The following is a 17229-nucleotide window of genomic DNA, read 5'->3' as shown; positions in this document are numbered from 1 at the left end:
AACTGGTGGGAAAACGGATTGGACACTCATGGCGCAACGACGCTCTTCTCTTGGCTTTCTCGGCATGTTCGGCCGCTCGGGTGATCTGCGGCAGCTCGATGCCGCCTTGCGCGGCGCCGACCTGCATCCGGCCCTGGTGCCGGAGGGCGTAAAACTCACCATCGTCAATCTGATGAAGGACCACTGGCCCGAGGAACCGCCGCCGCGGGCCTATCCGCGGGTGGCGACCCTGTTCAGCTACTGCATCGCCGGACCGGAAACCTTCGAGCGGGCGCAAGGTCCGCAACAGCGGCTCGATGCGGAGCGCCGGATCGAGGCGGCTCTCGAAGCCGGCGACGGCCTCGATGCCCAGATCGTGCTGATGGCGCTGCACGCCAAGCTGATCAACGCCGAAGTCGTCGAACACTACGGGCTGGCAGCCGAGTAGACTGTTTGACGAGGAGCGGCTACCCGCCCATACCGCCGCGCGGCAGCTTGATCATGTCGCCGAAGCGGGCGCGCAATTTGTCGTCGAGCAGCTTCGGCACATGGCGCGGAAAGCGCTCGGCAAGGATGCGTTTCTTCTCGATGATCGCCCGCTGCAATATGTCGGGCCGGCCCTTCTCATTCCATTCCTTCGGCGAAAACCGGTCGCCAACGGCGGGATAGAAATATTCCGTCTGCATCAGCCGCAGCGTCTGCTCGTTGCCGAGATAGTGCCCCGGGCCTTTCAGGCAGACATCGGCGATGGTGGCGATCGACAGCGCTTCGTCGGTCACCTCGATGCCGCGCACGCAGCGCAGGCAATGACCGAGCATGTCGTTGTCGATGATCAGGCTTTCCAGGCAGAAGCCGAGCAGCGAGGCATGCATGCCGGCCGATTCATAGACCAGGTTGAGCCCGGCAAGGCCGGCCATTACGTCGGTGATGCCCTTTTCATAACCGGACTGGATGTCGGGCAGCTTCGAATCCGTCATGCCTGCGGCCGAGCCGCCCGGCAGGTCGTAGAATTGCGCCATCTGGGCGCAGGCGGCGGTCAGCACCGCCTGTTCGGCCGAGCCGCCCGACATGGCGCCTGTGCGCAGGTCCGATACGAACGGCCAGGTGCCGAAGATCGCCGGATGCCCCGGCTTGATGGCGTTGACATAGACCAGACCGGCCAGCACTTCGGCTACCGCTTGCACCACGGCGCCGGCAATCGCCGCCGGCGCCGTGGCGCCGGCCTGTCCGGCCGACAGCAGCAGGATTGGAATGCCGCCCTCGACGCATGCTTCGAGCACGCCGCAGGCATCCTCGGCGAATTTCATCGGCGGCACGACGAAGCAGTTCGAGTTCGACACGAACGGCCTGGCGCGGAAATTGTCCTCGCCGCCGGCAATCGCGTAGAGCATTTCGAGCGCCGGCTGCACGTTCTCGCGCACCGTAAACGAGGTGCCGACATGCTTGGACGTGCCCATCACGCAGGCGTAGAGCGTGTTGAAGTCCATTTCGAGCGGATCGGGAATGTCGCGCGGCACCATCGGCCGCTGAAAGAAATGGATGTTGTCGAGCCCTTCGACGATGCGGGCCGCGTCATAGATGTCCTGCAGCAGCGACTCACGGTATTCGCGCTTCTCGACATCGACCAGATGCACGGCGGCACCCGCCGTGCCGTAATGCACGCGCTTGCCCTGTATCACCATGTCGTGTTTGGGATCCTGGCCGTGCAAGGTGAAATTCCGTGCCGCCTTCTTGATCGTCTCGAGCACCAGCGCGCGCGGGAACCGGATGCGGCCGTCATCGCCATAGGTGGCGCCGGCCTGGGTCAGCGCCTCGATGCAGGAGGGGATGGCGTTGGCGAAGCCGACTGTCTCCAGAAGCGTCAGCACCGCTTCGTGGATACGCTCGCGATCATTGCCCTTGAGTGGTCCGTAGCTGCCGCCCTCGAGGCCGGCACGCACCGGTTTGATGTCGTCGGCGAGCGGCGCTGCCCGCATCGCGCGACGCGCTTCGCGCCCCCCGGAGCGGCGGGAGCGTTGATCCGCCGCGTCCTGCTTTTCAAGAACCACTGACATGGAAAACACTCCACCTTTCCTGAGAAACAGCGCGGCGGTTGGTCCACCATCGGCTGCTTCTTCCCCTTTGTGCCACGACTATGCCGCCGGCATTGGCACAGCCTATGAGCCAGCGGGTTCAGTCGAGTATGCCAGAGAAAAGGGAGCGGGAGCCGCTTGAAGGCGGCTCCCGTCAAAGGATCGAAGAATGGATCAGGCCGCGGCGGGTCTGCGGCCAGCGGCGGTGGCCAATTCCCGGATGCCGGGCTCGATGTGCTGCAGCGCGATCGAGGAAATGCCCAACCGCATGAAACGCGAAGGCTTTTCGGTACGGTCGAAGAAGCGGTCGCCCGGCTCGATGATGACGCTGCGCGAGGCGGCGGCCTCGGCCAAACCGCGGGAATCGGTACCCCGTGGTCCTTCCAGCCAAAGCGAGGTGCCGCCGGCCGAATCCGTCGAGCGCCACTCCGGCAAGAAGGCGGAAATCGCATGGACCAGGCGCTTGCGCCGCTCGTCGAAGGCGCTCGACAGCCGCCGCACCAGCGCTTCGTGATGGCCGAGCGAGAGGAACAATGCCACGGCGCGCTGGTTGTTGGCCGGCGGATGGCGCAGCATGAAACGGCGCAGCGCCCGGAGTTCGGCGATTAGTCCAGCCGAGGCCACGATGTAGCCAAGCCGCAGGCCCGGCGCCAGCGTCTTCGACATCGAGCCGACATAGACGACACGGCCGGAGCGGTCGAGGCTCTTCAGCGCCTGCTGCGGTGCCTCGTCGAGAAGCTGGCTGTCGTAGCCGTCCTCGATGATGATCTGGTTGTGCCGGTTGGCGCGCGCCAGGAGGTCCTGCCGCCGCTCCGCCGACAGCGGCACCATGGTCGGGCAATGATGGCTGGGGGTGACGAAGACGAAGCCGGAATCATTGGGAATAGAGGAGGTTACGATACCGGACTGGTCGACCGGCACCGGCTCGATGTCGGCGCCCGCGAGGCGGAAGATCGAGCGCGCATCGGGGTAGCCCGGATCCTCCATCGCCACTTTCGAGCCCTTGGTCATCAGCAGTGAGGCCAGCATGTAGAGCGCGTTCTGGGCGCCCAGCGTGACGATGATTTCGTCGGGATTGGCGAAGATGCCGCGCCTGGGCAAGAGCCGTGCCTGTATCTGCTCGATCAGCAGCGGATCGTCGCGGTCGACCATGTCGGACGCCCAGTTGCGGATCTCCAGCACGGCCAGCGCCATGCGGTTGCACTCGCGCCACTCGGCGGTCGGGAACAGCGCCGGGTCGAACTGGCCGTAGACGAAGGGGTAGGACGACTTGATCCAGTTCTCGTGCTTGGCCGGCGGCGGCATGTCGCTTGCCGCGATCTGCCGGCGCGCCTTCCAGTCGATCTCGTTGGCCTGGTCGGGCGCCTTCTGGTGCGGCTTGGCGGGTGTCGCCAGCACGTCCGGATTGACGAAATGGCCGCGCCGCTCGCGCGCCACCAGGAAACCCTGGTCGACGAGCTGCTGGAAAGCCAGGACCACCGTTCCGCGCGCCACGCCGAGTTTCTCGGCCAGGATCCGGCAGGAGGGAAGCGGCATCGAAGCGGCGATCTGGCGGTCGAGAATGGCGGCCACGATGGCTTGGCGGATCTGCGCCTGCAGGGTTTGGCCGGATTCAGCCGAAATCCGGAACAGGCCGGACCATATCGCCGTGTCGTTTCTCTGTGGCATGGAAGATGTTCCTCGATGGCCAGCTTTTTTTGCTTGGCTGGACCAGCCGAACGTAACCGTGGCACAAGGGGTTGCGCCAATCAATTTTTCTGATCTTTGGGATTTATGCCAGTGATCCTTCAAGCTCGAAATAAGCCGCGGCCACCTCGCCACCCGATACATTGTGTCATCGCATCGTGATGCGCTGCGTCATCGCCGCGTATTGACCGGATGGAATTCGGCTCAATAGTTGTGGCGCGACGACACGCGCCGGAAACATCCGGTCTGATATGGTGCGTCCAAAACGCCAGGAGTCCCCGCCAGTGGATCAGTCAGCCTTCCAGAAACAGCTTGCCGCCCTGCGCGATCATCGCGCCGCGGTCCCTGGCGACATGCGCCAGGTCTTCGCCGCCGATCCGCAGCGCTTCAAGACGTTCTCCGCCACCGATGGTGACCTCCTGCTCGACTGGTCTAAATGCGCCGTCGACGCGGCGACAATGAATCTGCTGGAGAAGCTCGCCGCCGCCGCCGATCTCGAAGGCCGCCGCGCCGCCATGTTCGCCGGCAAGAAGATCAACGTCACCGAAGACCGCGCCGTGCTGCACACGGCGCTGCGCAACCTCAGCGGCAAGGGGGTCACGGTCGACGGCCAGCACGTCAAGGCGGATGTCGTTGCCGTGCTCGATGCGATGGGCTCTTTCGCCGAGGCGATCCGCTCCGGCAAGGCAACAGGTGCCACCGGCAAGAAGATCACCGACATCGTCAACATCGGCATCGGCGGCTCGGACCTTGGTCCGGCCATGGCGACGCTGGCGCTCGCCCCCTATCATGACGGTCCGCGCGCGCACTATGTCTCCAACATTGACGGCGCCCATATCCACGACACGCTGAAGGGGCTGTCCGCCGAAACCACGCTGTTCATCATTGCCTCCAAGACCTTCACCACGGTCGAGACGATGACCAATGGGCAGACGGCGCGCGACTGGGTGCAGAAAGCGCTCGGCAAGGAAGCCGTAGGCAAGCATTTCGCCGCCGTCTCGACCGCGCTCGACCTGGTGGCCAAGTTCGGCATCGAGCCGGATCGCGTCTTCGGCTTCTGGGACTGGGTCGGCGGCCGCTATTCGTTGTGGGGCGCGATCGGCCTGCCGGTCATGATCGCCATCGGCCCGCGGAATTTCCGCGCCTTCCTCGACGGCGCGCACGAGATGGACGAGCATTTCCGCACCGCGCCGCTCCAGAAGAACCTGCCGGCGCTCCTGGGGCTGGTCGGCTGGTGGCACCGCGTGATCTGCGGCTATCCGGCCCGCGCGGTCATCCCCTACGACCAGCGGTTGTCACGGCTGCCGGCCTATCTGCAGCAGCTCGACATGGAATCGAACGGCAAGAGCGTCACCCTTGACGGCACGCCGGTGACGACGCCGACCGGGCCTCTGGTCTGGGGCGAGCCAGGCACCAACGGGCAGCACGCCTTCTTCCAGCTGCTGCACCAGGGCACCGATCTGATCCCGGTCGAGTTCCTCGCCGCCGCGGTCGGCCACGAGCCTGATCTCAAGCATCAGCATGACCTGCTGCTCGCCAACTGCCTGGCGCAGTCGGAAGCCTTGATGAAGGGCCGCACGCTGGACGAGGCACGCACGCAGATGCTGGCCAAGGGCATGAAGCCGGCCGATGTCGACCGCATCGCCCCGCACCGTGTCTTCTCCGGCAACCGGCCCTCGGTGACCATCCTCTACCGCAAGCTCGACCCGCGCACCTTCGGCCGGCTGATCGCGCTCTACGAGCACCGCGTCTTCGTCGAGGGAACGCTGTTCAACATCAACTCCTTCGACCAGTGGGGCGTAGAGCTCGGCAAGGAACTGGCGACCGGCCTCCTGCCTGTCGTGGAAGGCAAGGAAAGTGCCGCCAAGCGCGACGCGTCGACCGCTGGCCTTGTGGGATACATCCGCCAATTGCGTGGTTCGGAGTGAAAAGTTTGGCAGACATCAAGGGAATATTGTTCGACAAGGACGGGACACTTGTCGATTTCAACGCGACCTGGCTCGGCGTTGCCGATTTCATGGCCATGGATGCAGCCGAGGGCGATCGCTGGAAGGCCGACAGGCTGCTCGCGGCCGCCGGTTTCGATTTCGCCAACCGGCGCTTCAAGCCCGACTCCATCTTTGCCTCCGGCACCAATCTCGACGTCGTCGAACTGTGGTTTCCGCGCCTGTCCAACGAGGATCAGATGCTGGCCGTCGCCCGCTTCAACGAGATTACCTCGGTGCAGGGCTCGGCGATGGCGGTGGCGCTGCCTGATGTCGTCGACACGCTGGCCCTGCTGCACAAGCGATCCTACCGGCTTGGCGTCGCCACCAACGATTCGACCAGCGGCGCCGAAAAAACGCTGGTCACGCTCGGCGTCGCACAACTGTTCGATGCCGCTTACGGATATGACGCCGTCGCCAATCCCAAGCCGGCCCCGGACACCATCCAGGCCTTTTGCGACCTCACCGGCCTGAAGCCAAGCGAGATCGCCATGGTCGGCGACAACAGGCACGATCTCGAAATGGCGCGCGCCGGCGGCTGCGGCCTTGCGATCGGCGTGCTCTCCGGCACCGGCACCCGCGAATCGCTGGCCGAGATCGCCGACGTCATCCTGGATTCGGTTGCCGACCTGCCGGATTTTCTGGCCGCACGGGTCAAGGAGACGGCGTGATCCGGAGAAGGGGTGGGAAGGTGGTTTGACTTCGATGGCCGAGATGGGGCCGTGAGCGGACAGTCAGCTTTCGGGTCTTGGCGATTGGATAACTGCCGTGCGCGGCGGGCACTTCCGAATGGCAGGAAGCTTCCAATTGGAGACGTTTAGGCAGTCAATCCATGGTCCCGAAAGCAGCCAAAGCGCGCTCCCGACACCGTCGCGATAAAGGCGCGCAGGTCGGCCAGCATCAGTTCCGGCTCTTCCAGCGCGGCGAAATGCCCGCCCCGCGGCATGTCGGTCCAATGCACGATGTTGTAGGTCTTCTCCGCGAACGAGCGCGGCGGCGGCAAGAACACTGGATCGGGGAAGGCCGCAACGCCGGTCGGCACCTGGATGCGGGTGCCGGCCGGAAGCATCCGCGACTCCTCAAGCCGGCTGCCGTAGTAGATCCAGGTTGCCGTCACGAACGATGCCGGCGCGATGTAGAGCATGATGTTGGTGAGGAGTTCCTCCTCGGAAAATTTGCTCCAGATGTCGGGGTCGCCATCGGCGGTTGTCGGAAGATCGGCCCACTTGCCGAACTTCTCGAGTATCCAGCCCGCCGCTCCGACCGGGCTGTCGGCCATCGCGACGCCGAGCGTCTGCGGACGGGTTTCCTGCTCGTGAAAGTAGGCGCTCTCCCGATCGGCAATCGCGGCACGCTTGGCGGCGAAGGACTTCTCCTCGTCGGTCGTCGGAGCGGCATCCTCCGCACGCACGGTCATCATGTTGATATGAATGCCGAGCAGAGCGTCCGGTCGATCATGCGCTGCCCAGGCCGCGATGCCGTGGCCCCAATCGCCCCCTTGAACGAAATACCGCGCGTCGCCGAAAAGTTGTATCATCAGCCCATGCACGAGTGCAGCAGCCCGCCGCGGGCCGATCGGGCGCGTGATCGGGTTGGAGAACGCGAAGCCAGGAAGCGAGGGGACGACAACGTCGTGCCCGTCCGCTGCGAGCGGCTGCAACAGCCGCTCGAACTCGAGATACGAGCCCGGCCAGCCGTGGAGAAGCAGTACGGGCGGCTTGGAGCCGTCGCCCTTCACATGAACGAAGTGGAGGTGCTCGCCTTCCACGTCGGCCGTGAAGTTGGGCAGCGCGTTGAGGCGCCGTTCGACCGCACGCCAGTCGTAGCTGTACCGCCAATACGCGGCGAGTCGCTTGAGGTCATCAACCCCGACCCCCGCTGACCAGCCCCCCGCATCCGGCAGCTGGCTCCAGTCATAAGCCTCGACCTTGGCTCTGATCGTGGCGAGCCGTTCGTCAGGAATGTTTATTATGTAGGGTGAAATCATGATGTTCTCCGCTTAAACGGCTGACGACGTTGACCGCCGAAGGGTAATACCGACTGAACTGAAAGCTGCGCACAACGTTTCCTGAAACGCCATCCTTTTTGCGAACGGCGCCACGGCAAAACGTCTGCCATGCAGGTCGGCGTTGCCGTAGGCGCAATGTCCGCTTTCCACCCGAAGCAGTCGCGACGGCGTCGGGCGCGACCTCTTCCGCGGCCGCGACCACGCCAGACTGAACGATCGGGCCAAGACAGAAGCAGCAGGCAGACCAGAGGAGCAGGTTGGCGAACATTGTCAGGACGTGCGGGGCCGAAAAGGGCAGCGTCGCAAGGGCCAGGACCAGACCGACCAGCGCTGCCATCAGGCTGCGCCGCGTGCCGAGTGCATCGCTAAGCCGGCCCCCACCAAAATTCCCGACCACCGCAGCTGCGCCGAATGCCATGAACGCCAAGCTGACTGCGGCAGGAGACACGTGGGTTACCTCCGTCAGCAGCGGTGCGAGAAAGGTGAAAACCACGAATGATCCGCCGAACCCGGTCATGGCGATGAAATAGAGCGCCAGGAGGCGGGGCTTCGCCAATACGGCGAACTGCGACCTTAAACCGGCGGGCGGAGCGTGGGGAATTTCCCGCGGCAACAAAAGTCGCAATAGCGCTGCCGTGAGGCAGCCGAGCACAGCCACCGCCAGCAGCGGTGCACGCCACCCAAGGCTCTGTCCGACGATTGTGCCGAACGGGACACCGATGACCATTGCAAGGGTGAGCCCTGCGAACATCGTCGCCACCGCCCGCGCGCCGCGCTCACGATCCGCCAGGCTCATCGCAATCGGCGCGCCGACGGCGAAGACCACGCCGTGCGCCACTCCTGTCACGATCCGCCCGGCCAGCAGCACTTCATAAGTCGGTGCAGCGCCGCCAAGCAGATTACCGGGCGTGAACAGGCTCATCAGTCCAACCACAAGCCCGCGGCGGGGAAGCCTTCCAGTAAGGGCCGTGACCGTCGGCGCCCCAACGGTCGCGGCCAGGGCATAGCCAGTCACAAGCAGACCGGCTTGGGGTATCGTTACCGTAAGATCGCGCGCGACATCCGGGACAAGCCCGATCATGACGAACTCCGTCGTGCCGATGGCGAAGGCCGCCACGGCAAGCGCGAACAATGCAGGCGACATCAGTGTTGCTCTTTATGCGTCGATCAGATCGGCAAAGTGCGCGGCGAGGCCGGTTTGGCCCGGCGCAACGTGGTCGGCCATGGTGTGGCGATCGGGGAAGTCGCCGCCGTTTTGCGAACGGAAGGGAATCGGCTTGTCGGTGAATAGCCCGGCGAGACGTACACGCCATGCTGCCTTGATCGCGTCCACTTGCTCCGCCGTGGAAACGTGACCCGCGCCATAGACCGCGTGCGTCGGGAGCACGTCCATGCCGGGGTAGAACAGCGCGCCATGAGTCAGCGGGAACAACAGTTGCTCTATCGGCCCGTTGATACCCCGCGGGCCATAATCGGCCACTGGGCCGCCTGCCTGCACGTTGACCAGCGCTCGCTTGCCCTTGAGGATGCCGTCGCCAAAGCGGAACTCGTTGGAGCCATTCTGATAGCCGTAGGCAAAACCGAAGGCATAGACTCGCTCTATCCAGCCCTTCAAGATCGCGGGCACGCCGAACCACCACAGCGGGAATTGCAGGACCACAGCATCGGCCGCGAGCAGCTTCTGCTGCTCGGCGATCACGTCGGGCGTCTGATGCCCGCTTGCGTAAGCATGGTCCGATTCCATGATGAACGACAGTCGCTCAGGGTTGTTGCGCATCGGAAAGTCATCGGCGTCGTACCCCGCCTTCCACTTCATGCCGTAGAGGTCCGAATGGACCACGGTGTGCCCCGCCGCCGACAACATCTCAGCGGTCACGTCGACCAGCTGCCGTGTCAGCGAAGTGGGCTCAGGGTGTGCGTAAACGATGAGAATATTTCTTTTCACGAGATGGTCTCCGTAGTTGTTGAGAGCTGTGTCTGATGTTCCCGATCGGTATCAATTGCGCGCCAGGGCTTGCGCGTTGGTGACCCAGACGTTTTCGGGGATTTTGCGTGCCCCCCCCGGGCGCGCTCGGCTCGATGATGCCGACATCGATTTCGATACTTACACTGTTGACGGCGCGGCGAGGCTCCTCGATCACCAGCAGAATGCTTGTTTCGTTGCAGCAGTTCGCGCCAAAGCGCGCGCTAAGCTAGTCGGGTATGGGATGCTGACTGAGATCACTCGATGCCTCCGGCTCGGGATTGGAAGCCCGGCTGGCCTCAACATGAGTATCTGACTAAGATTTGTGAAATCGATTATCTTGACCCGTGCTATCCAGATAGCGGATACCTAACCGCTGATCGCCACGTTGGCACTTGCACGCGGGCGTTCGATTGGCCCGTCGGTGCCGCACGGCTCCCTCCGCTCCAGTTTGGCGGCTCTCTACCAATCGTAAGAAGCAGCGATCGCTTTCGCGCCAGCGGCCCGACGCCAACACAGACAGCTTCCCATTAGGCGGCCAAGCCGTTGACGGGCAGCGCCGCGATCATCATATATAGAAATGATTAAACGGCGACTAGGAATAGACACGGTGAATGACAGTCGCATCGACCTCAATCTCTTGGCGACGCTCGAAGTGCTGCTTGCCGAACAAAACGTAACGAAAGCGGCAGATCAACTGCACCTCAGTCAGCCGGCTGTAAGCGCGCAACTAGCACGGCTTCGGGATTTGTTTGACGACCCGCTTCTGCTCCCGACTCGTCGAGGCATGATCCCGACCGCCAAGGCAATCGAACTTGCACCGCAACTGAGAGACGCGCTGGATCACGTGCGCAACGCGTTACATTCTCATCAGGACTTTGATCCCGGCAAGGCCGAGCTTACCGTATCGATCGGCTGTTCTGACTATATCCAGGCAGCAGTGGTGATGCCGTTCGTCTTGGCTCTCCGGCAGACGGCGCCGGGAGTACGGGTGGCCGTACGGCATCTGGTGCCCGAGCTGGTGGAGCAGCAATTGGGGAATAAGGAAGTCGATCTTGTTATCGCTACTCCCGAGCGGTCGGCCCCGCACCTACGGACGTGTCACTTATTCGACGAAACTTATGTCCTCATAGGAAGACACGGTCATCCTCGGCTGAAATCGGGTATGACAATAGACGAATATGTCGAATTGGAACACGTTGTGGTGTCACCGCGAGGCGGCGACTTCGAAACGCCAGTGGACAGTGCTTTGGCGACACTTGGTTACCGACGCAACGTCGTCGTGTCAGCGGCCTCCTTTTTGCTCCTGCCGGAGATCGTCTTAGATAGTGATTTGGTTGCACTCGTGCCAAGGCGCCTATTTATTAGGCAATCAGAAAAACTCATGATGGTTGATCTGCCCTGGCTAGGTGAGCAATTCAATGTCAGTCTGATTTGGCACGAGAGATGTCATAGGCATGCGGGCCACCGCTGGGTCCGAAACCTGATCGGAAGCCTGGTTGGGGACCACGATAAAGGCGGGTCTAGGGTCGCGGAGCCTGAAACAGATCACGCGCCTCACATCAATGGCTCCTGACCCTAGCGGGTCTGCTGCGCTGCGCCGATCAGCATGCAAACGAGTTAAGTGACACCGCAATTTGCCAATGGTCTGAGTGCCCATCTTCGCTATGCCGGGCGCGCCATTCCACAGGAATCGCGGTTTTTAGCCGTTTCTAGATTCACCCGACAGGATGAAGATGGGCACCCGAATGACCGAGTCTGGGCCGATTTCGGATAGTCCGATCTCGGAATTGAAATGTAGTAAGCAGACATTCCCGCGGCGCAGTTCTGGGGATCCCCTCGTTGCGGTCGTTAGCCCTTCGCTCCGGCACGGAAAGCTCCTGCCCGAAGCTACCGCTCGAAACGAGCATTCACTGCCGCATTGAGGGCCTCCGATCCGGACTGCATTCAGGATGGCCAAAGCGGCTTCACCGCTCAATGCGATACCTTTTCTCGAACTCACGGAGCACCATTTCGAGCGTTGCCTCAAAAGCACCCTGATCGAACATCATCGATTTCTTCGCCTCGTGAAAGTAGCGCCAGTCGGTGAAGGCATCTTGGTGCTGATGCAAAATGTGACGAATACTGTAGTCGATCTAGAAACCATGGGGATGATACCGGGCCACTGACCTTTTGAACTCAGCGTCGAGTTTCTCTTGGCTTTCGGGCTCTAGGCGATCAAACAGCTTCATCAGGTTGTGCGATTTGACGACTCTTGGATCGTCGTGGTCGAAGACGAACCACGCTTTGAGTGCCAGCTCCATCGAAAGCGCCAAAAGCATCGGTTCGACACCGACGTGTTCGCGTTCGCTCTGGTCGGCATGCTCTCCGAATTCTCGACTTGGAAAGCTCTGAGTTTTTCGAAAGATCGTCTTTGCGGCTTCCCCGATCCTAATGGCAGTCGATAAGCGCGCACTCGAGATCCATTGATGTTAACTGGCTCTGGAGCTTGACCTGGGATATTGCAAGAACGCAATCGCTTAGGCTAGGCACGGAATTACAAGCTAACTACAAGTTAGAGTTGCATTCAAATGCTGGCGTCCGGCCAGTGAGCAGACTGTCCGCCTTCGGGAACTCCCGGGAGGTGGATGAACGACCGGAATTAGGCGCTAACCAGACGTTCATTCGACCTAAGCAAGCACTGGCTCGAACCCCGGCCGTTCCAGCTATCGGCCTGCGCCCAGCGCCCTACCGCTCTTCCGCCTTAAACCAAAACACCCCGCTCGGTCTGCTCGCAATCCCCTTTGCATCCCCAAAATCCGGCACCTCATATTCAGCGATCAATCGCAGCCGGGTGAGCGGCAAATCGTTGCGGCGGGGGTCGCCGACCAGTACCTCGATGCCTGATGCCAGGCAGCGGTCGAGGAACGGCATAACCCGCAAGGCAACCTCACGGCAGTAGAACACGTCGCCCGCCAGCACGAGGTCGGCGGCCGGTGGCGGGCCTGTGGTGAGATCCTTGTCGAAGATGGTGATCTCGACGGCGTTGGCCGCGGCATTGAGGCGGATCGCGGCGACGCCGTTGCGGTCGATCTCGGCGGCGATCACTTCCGCTGCGCCGGCCCTGGCGGCGGCGATGCCGACCAGGCCGGAGCCAGCGCCGAGGTCGAGAACGCGGCGGCCCGCCACGATCTCCGGATGGTTGAGTATATGGCGCGCCAGCACGGCGCCGCCGGCCCAGGCATAGGCCCAGTAGGGCGGCAGCGGCTCGGCTTCGTCCAGATCGTCGTGCGGCCCGACGAGCCGCCTCAGCCCGCTGCCGGGATGGGGCGTGTAGAGCTGGATTTCAGGAAGCGCCCGCACTGGGGCAAGGCGCAAATTCGCCTTGATGAATTCCGCCGGGTCGAGGCGTCGGCCCGGCGCTTCGAAGCCGGCGGGATCGTCCGCCACTATTCGCGCAACGCCCGCCGCAGGATCTTGCCGACCGGCGTCTTCGGCAATTCGGTCCTGAACTCGATGAATTTCGGCCGCTTGTAGCCGGTCAGGTTCTCGCGGCAAAAAGCGGTGATGGCCTCGGCGGTCAGGGCCGGGTCCTTCTTGACGATGAACAGCTTCGGCACTTCGCCCGAATGCTCGTCCGGCACGCCAATCGCCGCCACTTCGAGCACGCCCGGATGCGCCGCCACCACCTCCTCGAGTTCCGTCGGATAGACGTTGAAGCCGGAGACGAGGATCATGTCCTTCTTGCGGTCGACGATCTTAGTGTAGCCGCGTTCGTCCATGAAACCCATGTCGCCCGATTTGAAGAAGCCGTCGGCGGTCATCACCTTGGCGGTCTCGTCCGGCCGGTTCCAGTAGCCGGCCATCACCTGCGGTCCCCTGATGCAGATCTCGCCGACCTCGCCCAGCGGCACGTTATTGCCGTCGTCGTCGCGGATGGCGATTTCGGTCGAGGGCAGCGGCAGGCCGATGGTGCCGGTGAACTCGCCGGAACTGAACTTGTTGGCCGTCGCCACCGGCGAGGTCTCCGAAAGGCCATAGCCTTCGCTGACGGGGCAACCGGTCAACGCCTTCCAGCGTTCGGCGACGCCCTTCTGTACCGCCATGCCGCCGCCCAAGGTCAGAAGCAGCGGCTTGAAGTCCAGCTTGCGGAAGTCCTCATTGTTGAGCAGCGCGTTGAACAGCGTGTTGAGGCCCGGAAAGATATGGATCGGATATTTGCCCATTTCCTTGACGAAGCCTGGAATGTCGCGCGGATTGGGGATCAGTATGTTCTGGCCGCCCATCTGCATGCCCATCAGCGCATTCACCGTCAGCGCGAAGATATGGTAGAGCGGCAGTGCGCAGACGAGGTTGAGATGCGCCGGCTTTGGCTTGACGGTGTAGGCGTCCTGCAGCCACAGCGCATTCTGCGCGACATTGGCCAGCACATTGCTGTGCGAGAGGGTCGCGCCTTTGGAGATTCCGGTGGTGCCGCCGGTATATTGCAGGAAGGCGACGTCATTGGCGGCTACCGTGGCCGGCTTGAAAGCCATGCCGCTGCCGGCCTTCAGGGCCGCATTGAACTTGACATGGCCGGGCAATGACCAGGCAGGCACCATTTTCTTGACGCGGCGCACCACCAGATTGACGATCGAGCCCTTCAGGCCGCCGAGCAGGTCGCCCATGGCCGCGACGACGATGTGCTTGACCGAGGTCCTGGCGACGACCGTCTGCAAGGTGTTGGCGAAGTTTTCGAGAATGACGATGGCTTGCGCCCCGGAATCCTTGAGCTGATGCTCCAGTTCGCGCGGCGTGTAGAGCGGATTGACGTTCACCACCGTGAAGCCGGCGCGGGCGACCGCCATCATCGCCACGGGATACTGCAGCACGTTCGGCATCATCAGGGCGACGCGCGCGCCCTTCTGCAATCCAGTGGACTGCAGATAGGCACCGAAGGCCGCCGAAAGCTGCTCGAGTTCGGCGTAGGTGATGGACTTGCCCATGCAGGTGAAGGCCGGCTGACCGGCGAACTGCTTGCAGGCGCCCACCAGGAAGTCGCCGATGGAACCGTAGGGCAGGGCGCCGATCTCGGCAGGCATGTTCTTGGGATAGCTGTTGAGCCATGGCTTTTGCGGCAGGCCGGCGGCGAGTTCGGTAAGCGCCTTCGGCAGCCGCTGGCTGGTCGCCGTCGCCGGCTTCGAGGCCGGTGCGGTCTTCGCTGGTGGCGAGTTCTTCGTCGTCGTGGCCTTGCCCGGTCCGGCCTTGCCCGATCCCGTCCTCGCCGCGGGCGCCTTTGCCGGCGCGGCTTTCGCAGCCGGCTTCGTGGCGGTGCTGGCCGTGGCCGCGGCTTTCGCCGGGGGGGCATTCCTGGCGGGTTTGGGCGCCGCCTTCGCGGTCGCTGCCTTGCCCGCGGCCTTGCCTTGCCCGTCTCCACCGGCGGCTGGTTTCGAGGCCGCCTTGGCCGGCGCTTTCACTGGGCTCTTCGACGCTTTTGCCACCCGTTCCTCCTCGACAACCCTGGTCGCCTGTTTCTCGTTGGCCTGTGCCGCACCGCCCCCGGATTGATGGAGACGCCCTCCGCTGCCGCCAGTTGTCCATCTATGTCCATCTATGTATTGCCTCTATCGGCGGCGGTGCAAGTCTTGCCCCAGCGGCAGGACGCCGAAAGATTTGCCGCCGTAAATCTTTCCCGCCGGCCACAGCTGGAACCGGCATCTTCGCGCATCCGCGGCCGATGAAGACAGGGGCGCGGCACCCCTGTCGCCGGACGTCGGATCAATAAAAAAATGCGGTCGTTAATAATCTCGTGAATAGAAAGAACTGCTAATTTTTTCTGCCATTTAGCAAAATGGCGGATTTTTTTCCTGCTTCCCGCGGGGTAAGCAAACGGGGTGTTCCAAACCCGGAAAAACGGTGCTTATATGCGCGCTTCGCGAGCCTGATAGAGGGGCTTGGAAGAACATCAGGGAGTGCTCAATGAAGAAGAAATTGACTTTTGCAGCCGCGTTGCTGGCTGCAAGCGTCCTGGGCGGCGTGGCCAACGCGAAAACTCTGGTCTACTGCGCGGAGGCGTCGCCAGAAGGTTTCGATCCGGCGCCGTACACCGCGGGACAGACGTTCGATGCGTCCTCGCGTACCGTCTTCAACCGCCTCGTCGAATTCGATCACGGCAAGACCTCGGTCTCGCCCGGCCTGGCGGATAGCTGGACCATTTCCGACGACGGCAAGGAATATACTTTCAAGCTGCGCAAGGGCGTCAAGTTCGCGCCCACCGACTACTTCACCCCGACCCGCGACCTGAACGCCGACGACGTGGTGTTCTCGTTCCAGCGCCAGGTCGATAAGAACGGCCCCTGGTTCCAGTACATACCGGGCATCGCCTATCAGTATTACAATGATCAGTTCGGCGACAACATCACCAAGGTCGAGAAGGTTGACGACCTGACGGTGAAGTTCACCCTCAAGGAACCGGCGATCACCTTCATTCCGACGCTGGGCATGGATTTCGCCTCGATCGTCTCGAAGGAATATGCCGACAAGCTGCAGGCCGACAAGACGCCTGAACTGTTCAACCAGAAGCCGGTCGGCACCGGCCCGTTCATCTTCGTCGACTACCAGACCGACGCCGCCATCCGCTACAAGGCCAACCCGGACTATTGGGGCGGCAAGCAGAAGATCGACGATCTGGTGTTCGCCATCACCACCGATCCGGCGGTTCGCGCGCAGAAGCTGAAGGCCGGCGAATGCAACATCATGTCGTATCCGGCACCGGCCGACATCGCCGGCCTGCAGGCTGATGCGAACCTGACGGTCGCGGAGCAGGAAGGCCTGAACGTCGGCGCGCTGATGTACAACACCCAGCAGAAGCCGTTCGACGACGTGCGCGTCCGCAAGGCGCTCAACATGGCCATCAACAAGAAGGCCATTATCGACGCCGTGTTCCAGGGCGCCGGCCAGGTGGCGATCAACCCGATCCCGCCGACCATGTGGTCCTACAACAAGGACGTGAAGGACGATCCGTACGATCCGGACGCGGCCAAGAAGATGCTTGAAGAGGCCGGTGTCAAGGACCTCAAGATGAACGTCTGGGCCATGCCCGTGTCGCGCCCGTACATGCCGAACGCGCGCCGCACCGCCGAACTGATCCAGGCCGACTTCGCCAAGGTAGGCGTCACCGTCAACATCGTCAGCTACGATTGGGGGGAATACCTCAAGCGCGCTTCGGCGGTCGATCACGACGGCGCCGTCATCGTCGGCTGGACCGGCGACAATGGCGATCCGGACAACTTCCTCGGCGTGCTCCTGAGCTGCGCGTCCGTCGGTTCGAACAACCGCGCGGAATGGTGCAACAAGGACTTCGATGCGCTCATCAACAAGGCCAAGACGGTTTCCGATCAGGCCGAGCGCACCAAGCTCTACGAACAGGCGCAGGTCATCTTCAAGGAGCAGGCACCGTGGGCGACGCTCGCCCACTCCAAGGTGTTCATGCCGATGCAGAAGACCGTCTCCGGCTTTGCGATGGATCCGCTCGGCATCCATCGCTTTGACGGCGTCGATATCGCCGAATAAGGTTCG

Annotated in this window: 13 protein-coding genes; 6 read left to right on the top strand and 7 right to left on the bottom strand. The window is 62.7% G+C overall.

From position 1 onward, the window contains the following. Window positions 1–28 precede the first annotated feature (28 nt). Window positions 29–427, top strand: coding sequence for a hypothetical protein (locus EN850_RS22455; RefSeq protein ID WP_127276403.1), 399 nt, complete (start codon window positions 29–31; stop codon window positions 425–427). Window positions 428–446: 19 nt separating this feature from the next. Here the strand turns inward: EN850_RS22455 and EN850_RS22450 are convergent, their stop codons facing one another. Continuing rightward, complete coding sequence (locus EN850_RS22450; RefSeq protein WP_135862197.1) at window positions 447–2033, bottom strand: trimethylamine methyltransferase family protein; 1587 nt, start codon at window positions 2031–2033, stop codon at window positions 447–449. 192 nt (window positions 2034–2225) lie between these two features. Next, window positions 2226–3719 (bottom strand): PLP-dependent aminotransferase family protein, encoded by a 1494-nt coding sequence (locus tag EN850_RS22445; protein WP_015314107.1) that lies wholly within the window; start codon window positions 3717–3719, stop codon window positions 2226–2228. Between the two features lie 302 nt (window positions 3720–4021). Between EN850_RS22445 and pgi the strand changes: the two genes are divergently transcribed. Further along, entirely contained in the window at window positions 4022–5665 is a 1644-nt protein-coding gene (pgi, locus tag EN850_RS22440) for a glucose-6-phosphate isomerase (protein ID WP_136092254.1), read from the top strand. A gap of 5 nt (window positions 5666–5670) precedes the next feature. Continuing rightward, a complete protein-coding gene (locus EN850_RS22435; protein WP_135916826.1) occupies window positions 5671–6393 on the top strand; it encodes an HAD family hydrolase in 723 nt (240 codons plus the stop codon). Window positions 6394–6539: 146 nt separating this feature from the next. Here EN850_RS22435 and EN850_RS22430 read toward each other — a convergent pair whose 3' ends face one another. The 3 genes from EN850_RS22430 to EN850_RS22420 are packed head-to-tail and all read right to left on the bottom strand — an operon-like array spanning window position 6540 to window position 9675. Further along, window positions 6540–7709, bottom strand: coding sequence for an epoxide hydrolase family protein (locus EN850_RS22430; protein WP_127278326.1), 1170 nt, complete (start codon window positions 7707–7709; stop codon window positions 6540–6542). Beyond that, window positions 7678–8874 carry an MFS transporter gene (locus tag EN850_RS22425; RefSeq protein ID WP_136092253.1) on the bottom strand — a complete coding sequence of 399 codons (1197 nt, stop codon included), beginning with the start codon at window positions 8872–8874 and terminating at the stop codon, window positions 7678–7680. Before EN850_RS22425 ends, EN850_RS22430 begins: the two co-directional genes overlap by 32 nt. A gap of 12 nt (window positions 8875–8886) precedes the next feature. Then, the gene (locus tag EN850_RS22420; RefSeq protein ID WP_135882934.1) at window positions 8887–9675 is read right to left on the bottom strand and encodes an NAD(P)H-dependent oxidoreductase; all 789 of its coding nucleotides are present in this window, start codon (window positions 9673–9675) and stop codon (window positions 8887–8889) included. Window positions 9676–10303: 628 nt separating this feature from the next. Between EN850_RS22420 and EN850_RS22415 the strand changes: the two genes are divergently transcribed. Further along, window positions 10304–11269, top strand: coding sequence for a LysR family transcriptional regulator (locus EN850_RS22415; protein ID WP_136092252.1), 966 nt, complete (start codon window positions 10304–10306; stop codon window positions 11267–11269). Between the two features lie 376 nt (window positions 11270–11645). Next, a complete protein-coding gene (locus tag EN850_RS36435; RefSeq protein WP_189591206.1) occupies window positions 11646–11861 on the top strand; it encodes a hypothetical protein in 216 nt (71 codons plus the stop codon). 559 nt (window positions 11862–12420) lie between these two features. On the opposite strand, the gene EN850_RS22405 is transcribed toward EN850_RS36435, so the two are convergent. Further along, window positions 12421–13122 carry a 50S ribosomal protein L11 methyltransferase gene (locus tag EN850_RS22405; RefSeq protein WP_189591204.1) on the bottom strand — a complete coding sequence of 234 codons (702 nt, stop codon included), beginning with the start codon at window positions 13120–13122 and terminating at the stop codon, window positions 12421–12423. Next, window positions 13122–15152, bottom strand: a complete 2031-nt coding sequence (locus EN850_RS22400; protein WP_136092251.1) for a long-chain fatty acid--CoA ligase — start codon at window positions 15150–15152, stop codon at window positions 13122–13124. Before EN850_RS22400 ends, EN850_RS22405 begins: the two co-directional genes overlap by 1 nt. 478 nt (window positions 15153–15630) lie before the next feature. Here EN850_RS22400 and EN850_RS22395 point away from each other — a divergent pair, with 478 nt between their 5' ends. Next, on the top strand, window positions 15631–17223 hold the full coding sequence (locus tag EN850_RS22395; RefSeq protein WP_127870692.1) for an ABC transporter substrate-binding protein: 1593 nt from the start codon (window positions 15631–15633) through the stop codon (window positions 17221–17223). Window positions 17224–17229: the final 6 nt, after the last annotated feature.

The organism is Mesorhizobium sp. M8A.F.Ca.ET.207.01.1.1, from assembly GCF_004794715.1.
GTDB lineage: Bacteria > Pseudomonadota > Alphaproteobacteria > Rhizobiales > Rhizobiaceae > Mesorhizobium.
Note: the sequence above shows the minus strand (reverse complement) of the source record. Positions and strands in the feature narration are given on the sequence as shown.

Coding starts and splice junctions, on each gene's coding strand:
- EN850_RS22430 (WP_127278326.1), bottom strand. CDS start 7,709: ATGATTTCACCCTACATAATAAACATTCCTGACGAACGGCTCGCCACG.
- EN850_RS22445 (WP_015314107.1), bottom strand. CDS start 3,719: ATGCCACAGAGAAACGACACGGCGATATGGTCCGGCCTGTTCCGGATT.
- EN850_RS22395 (WP_127870692.1), top strand. CDS start 15,631: ATGAAGAAGAAATTGACTTTTGCAGCCGCGTTGCTGGCTGCAAGCGTC.
- EN850_RS22425 (WP_136092253.1), bottom strand. CDS start 8,874: ATGTCGCCTGCATTGTTCGCGCTTGCCGTGGCGGCCTTCGCCATCGGC.
- EN850_RS22450 (WP_135862197.1), bottom strand. CDS start 2,033: ATGTCAGTGGTTCTTGAAAAGCAGGACGCGGCGGATCAACGCTCCCGC.
- EN850_RS36435 (WP_189591206.1), top strand. CDS start 11,646: ATGGCCAAAGCGGCTTCACCGCTCAATGCGATACCTTTTCTCGAACTC.
- EN850_RS22455 (WP_127276403.1), top strand. CDS start 29: ATGGCGCAACGACGCTCTTCTCTTGGCTTTCTCGGCATGTTCGGCCGC.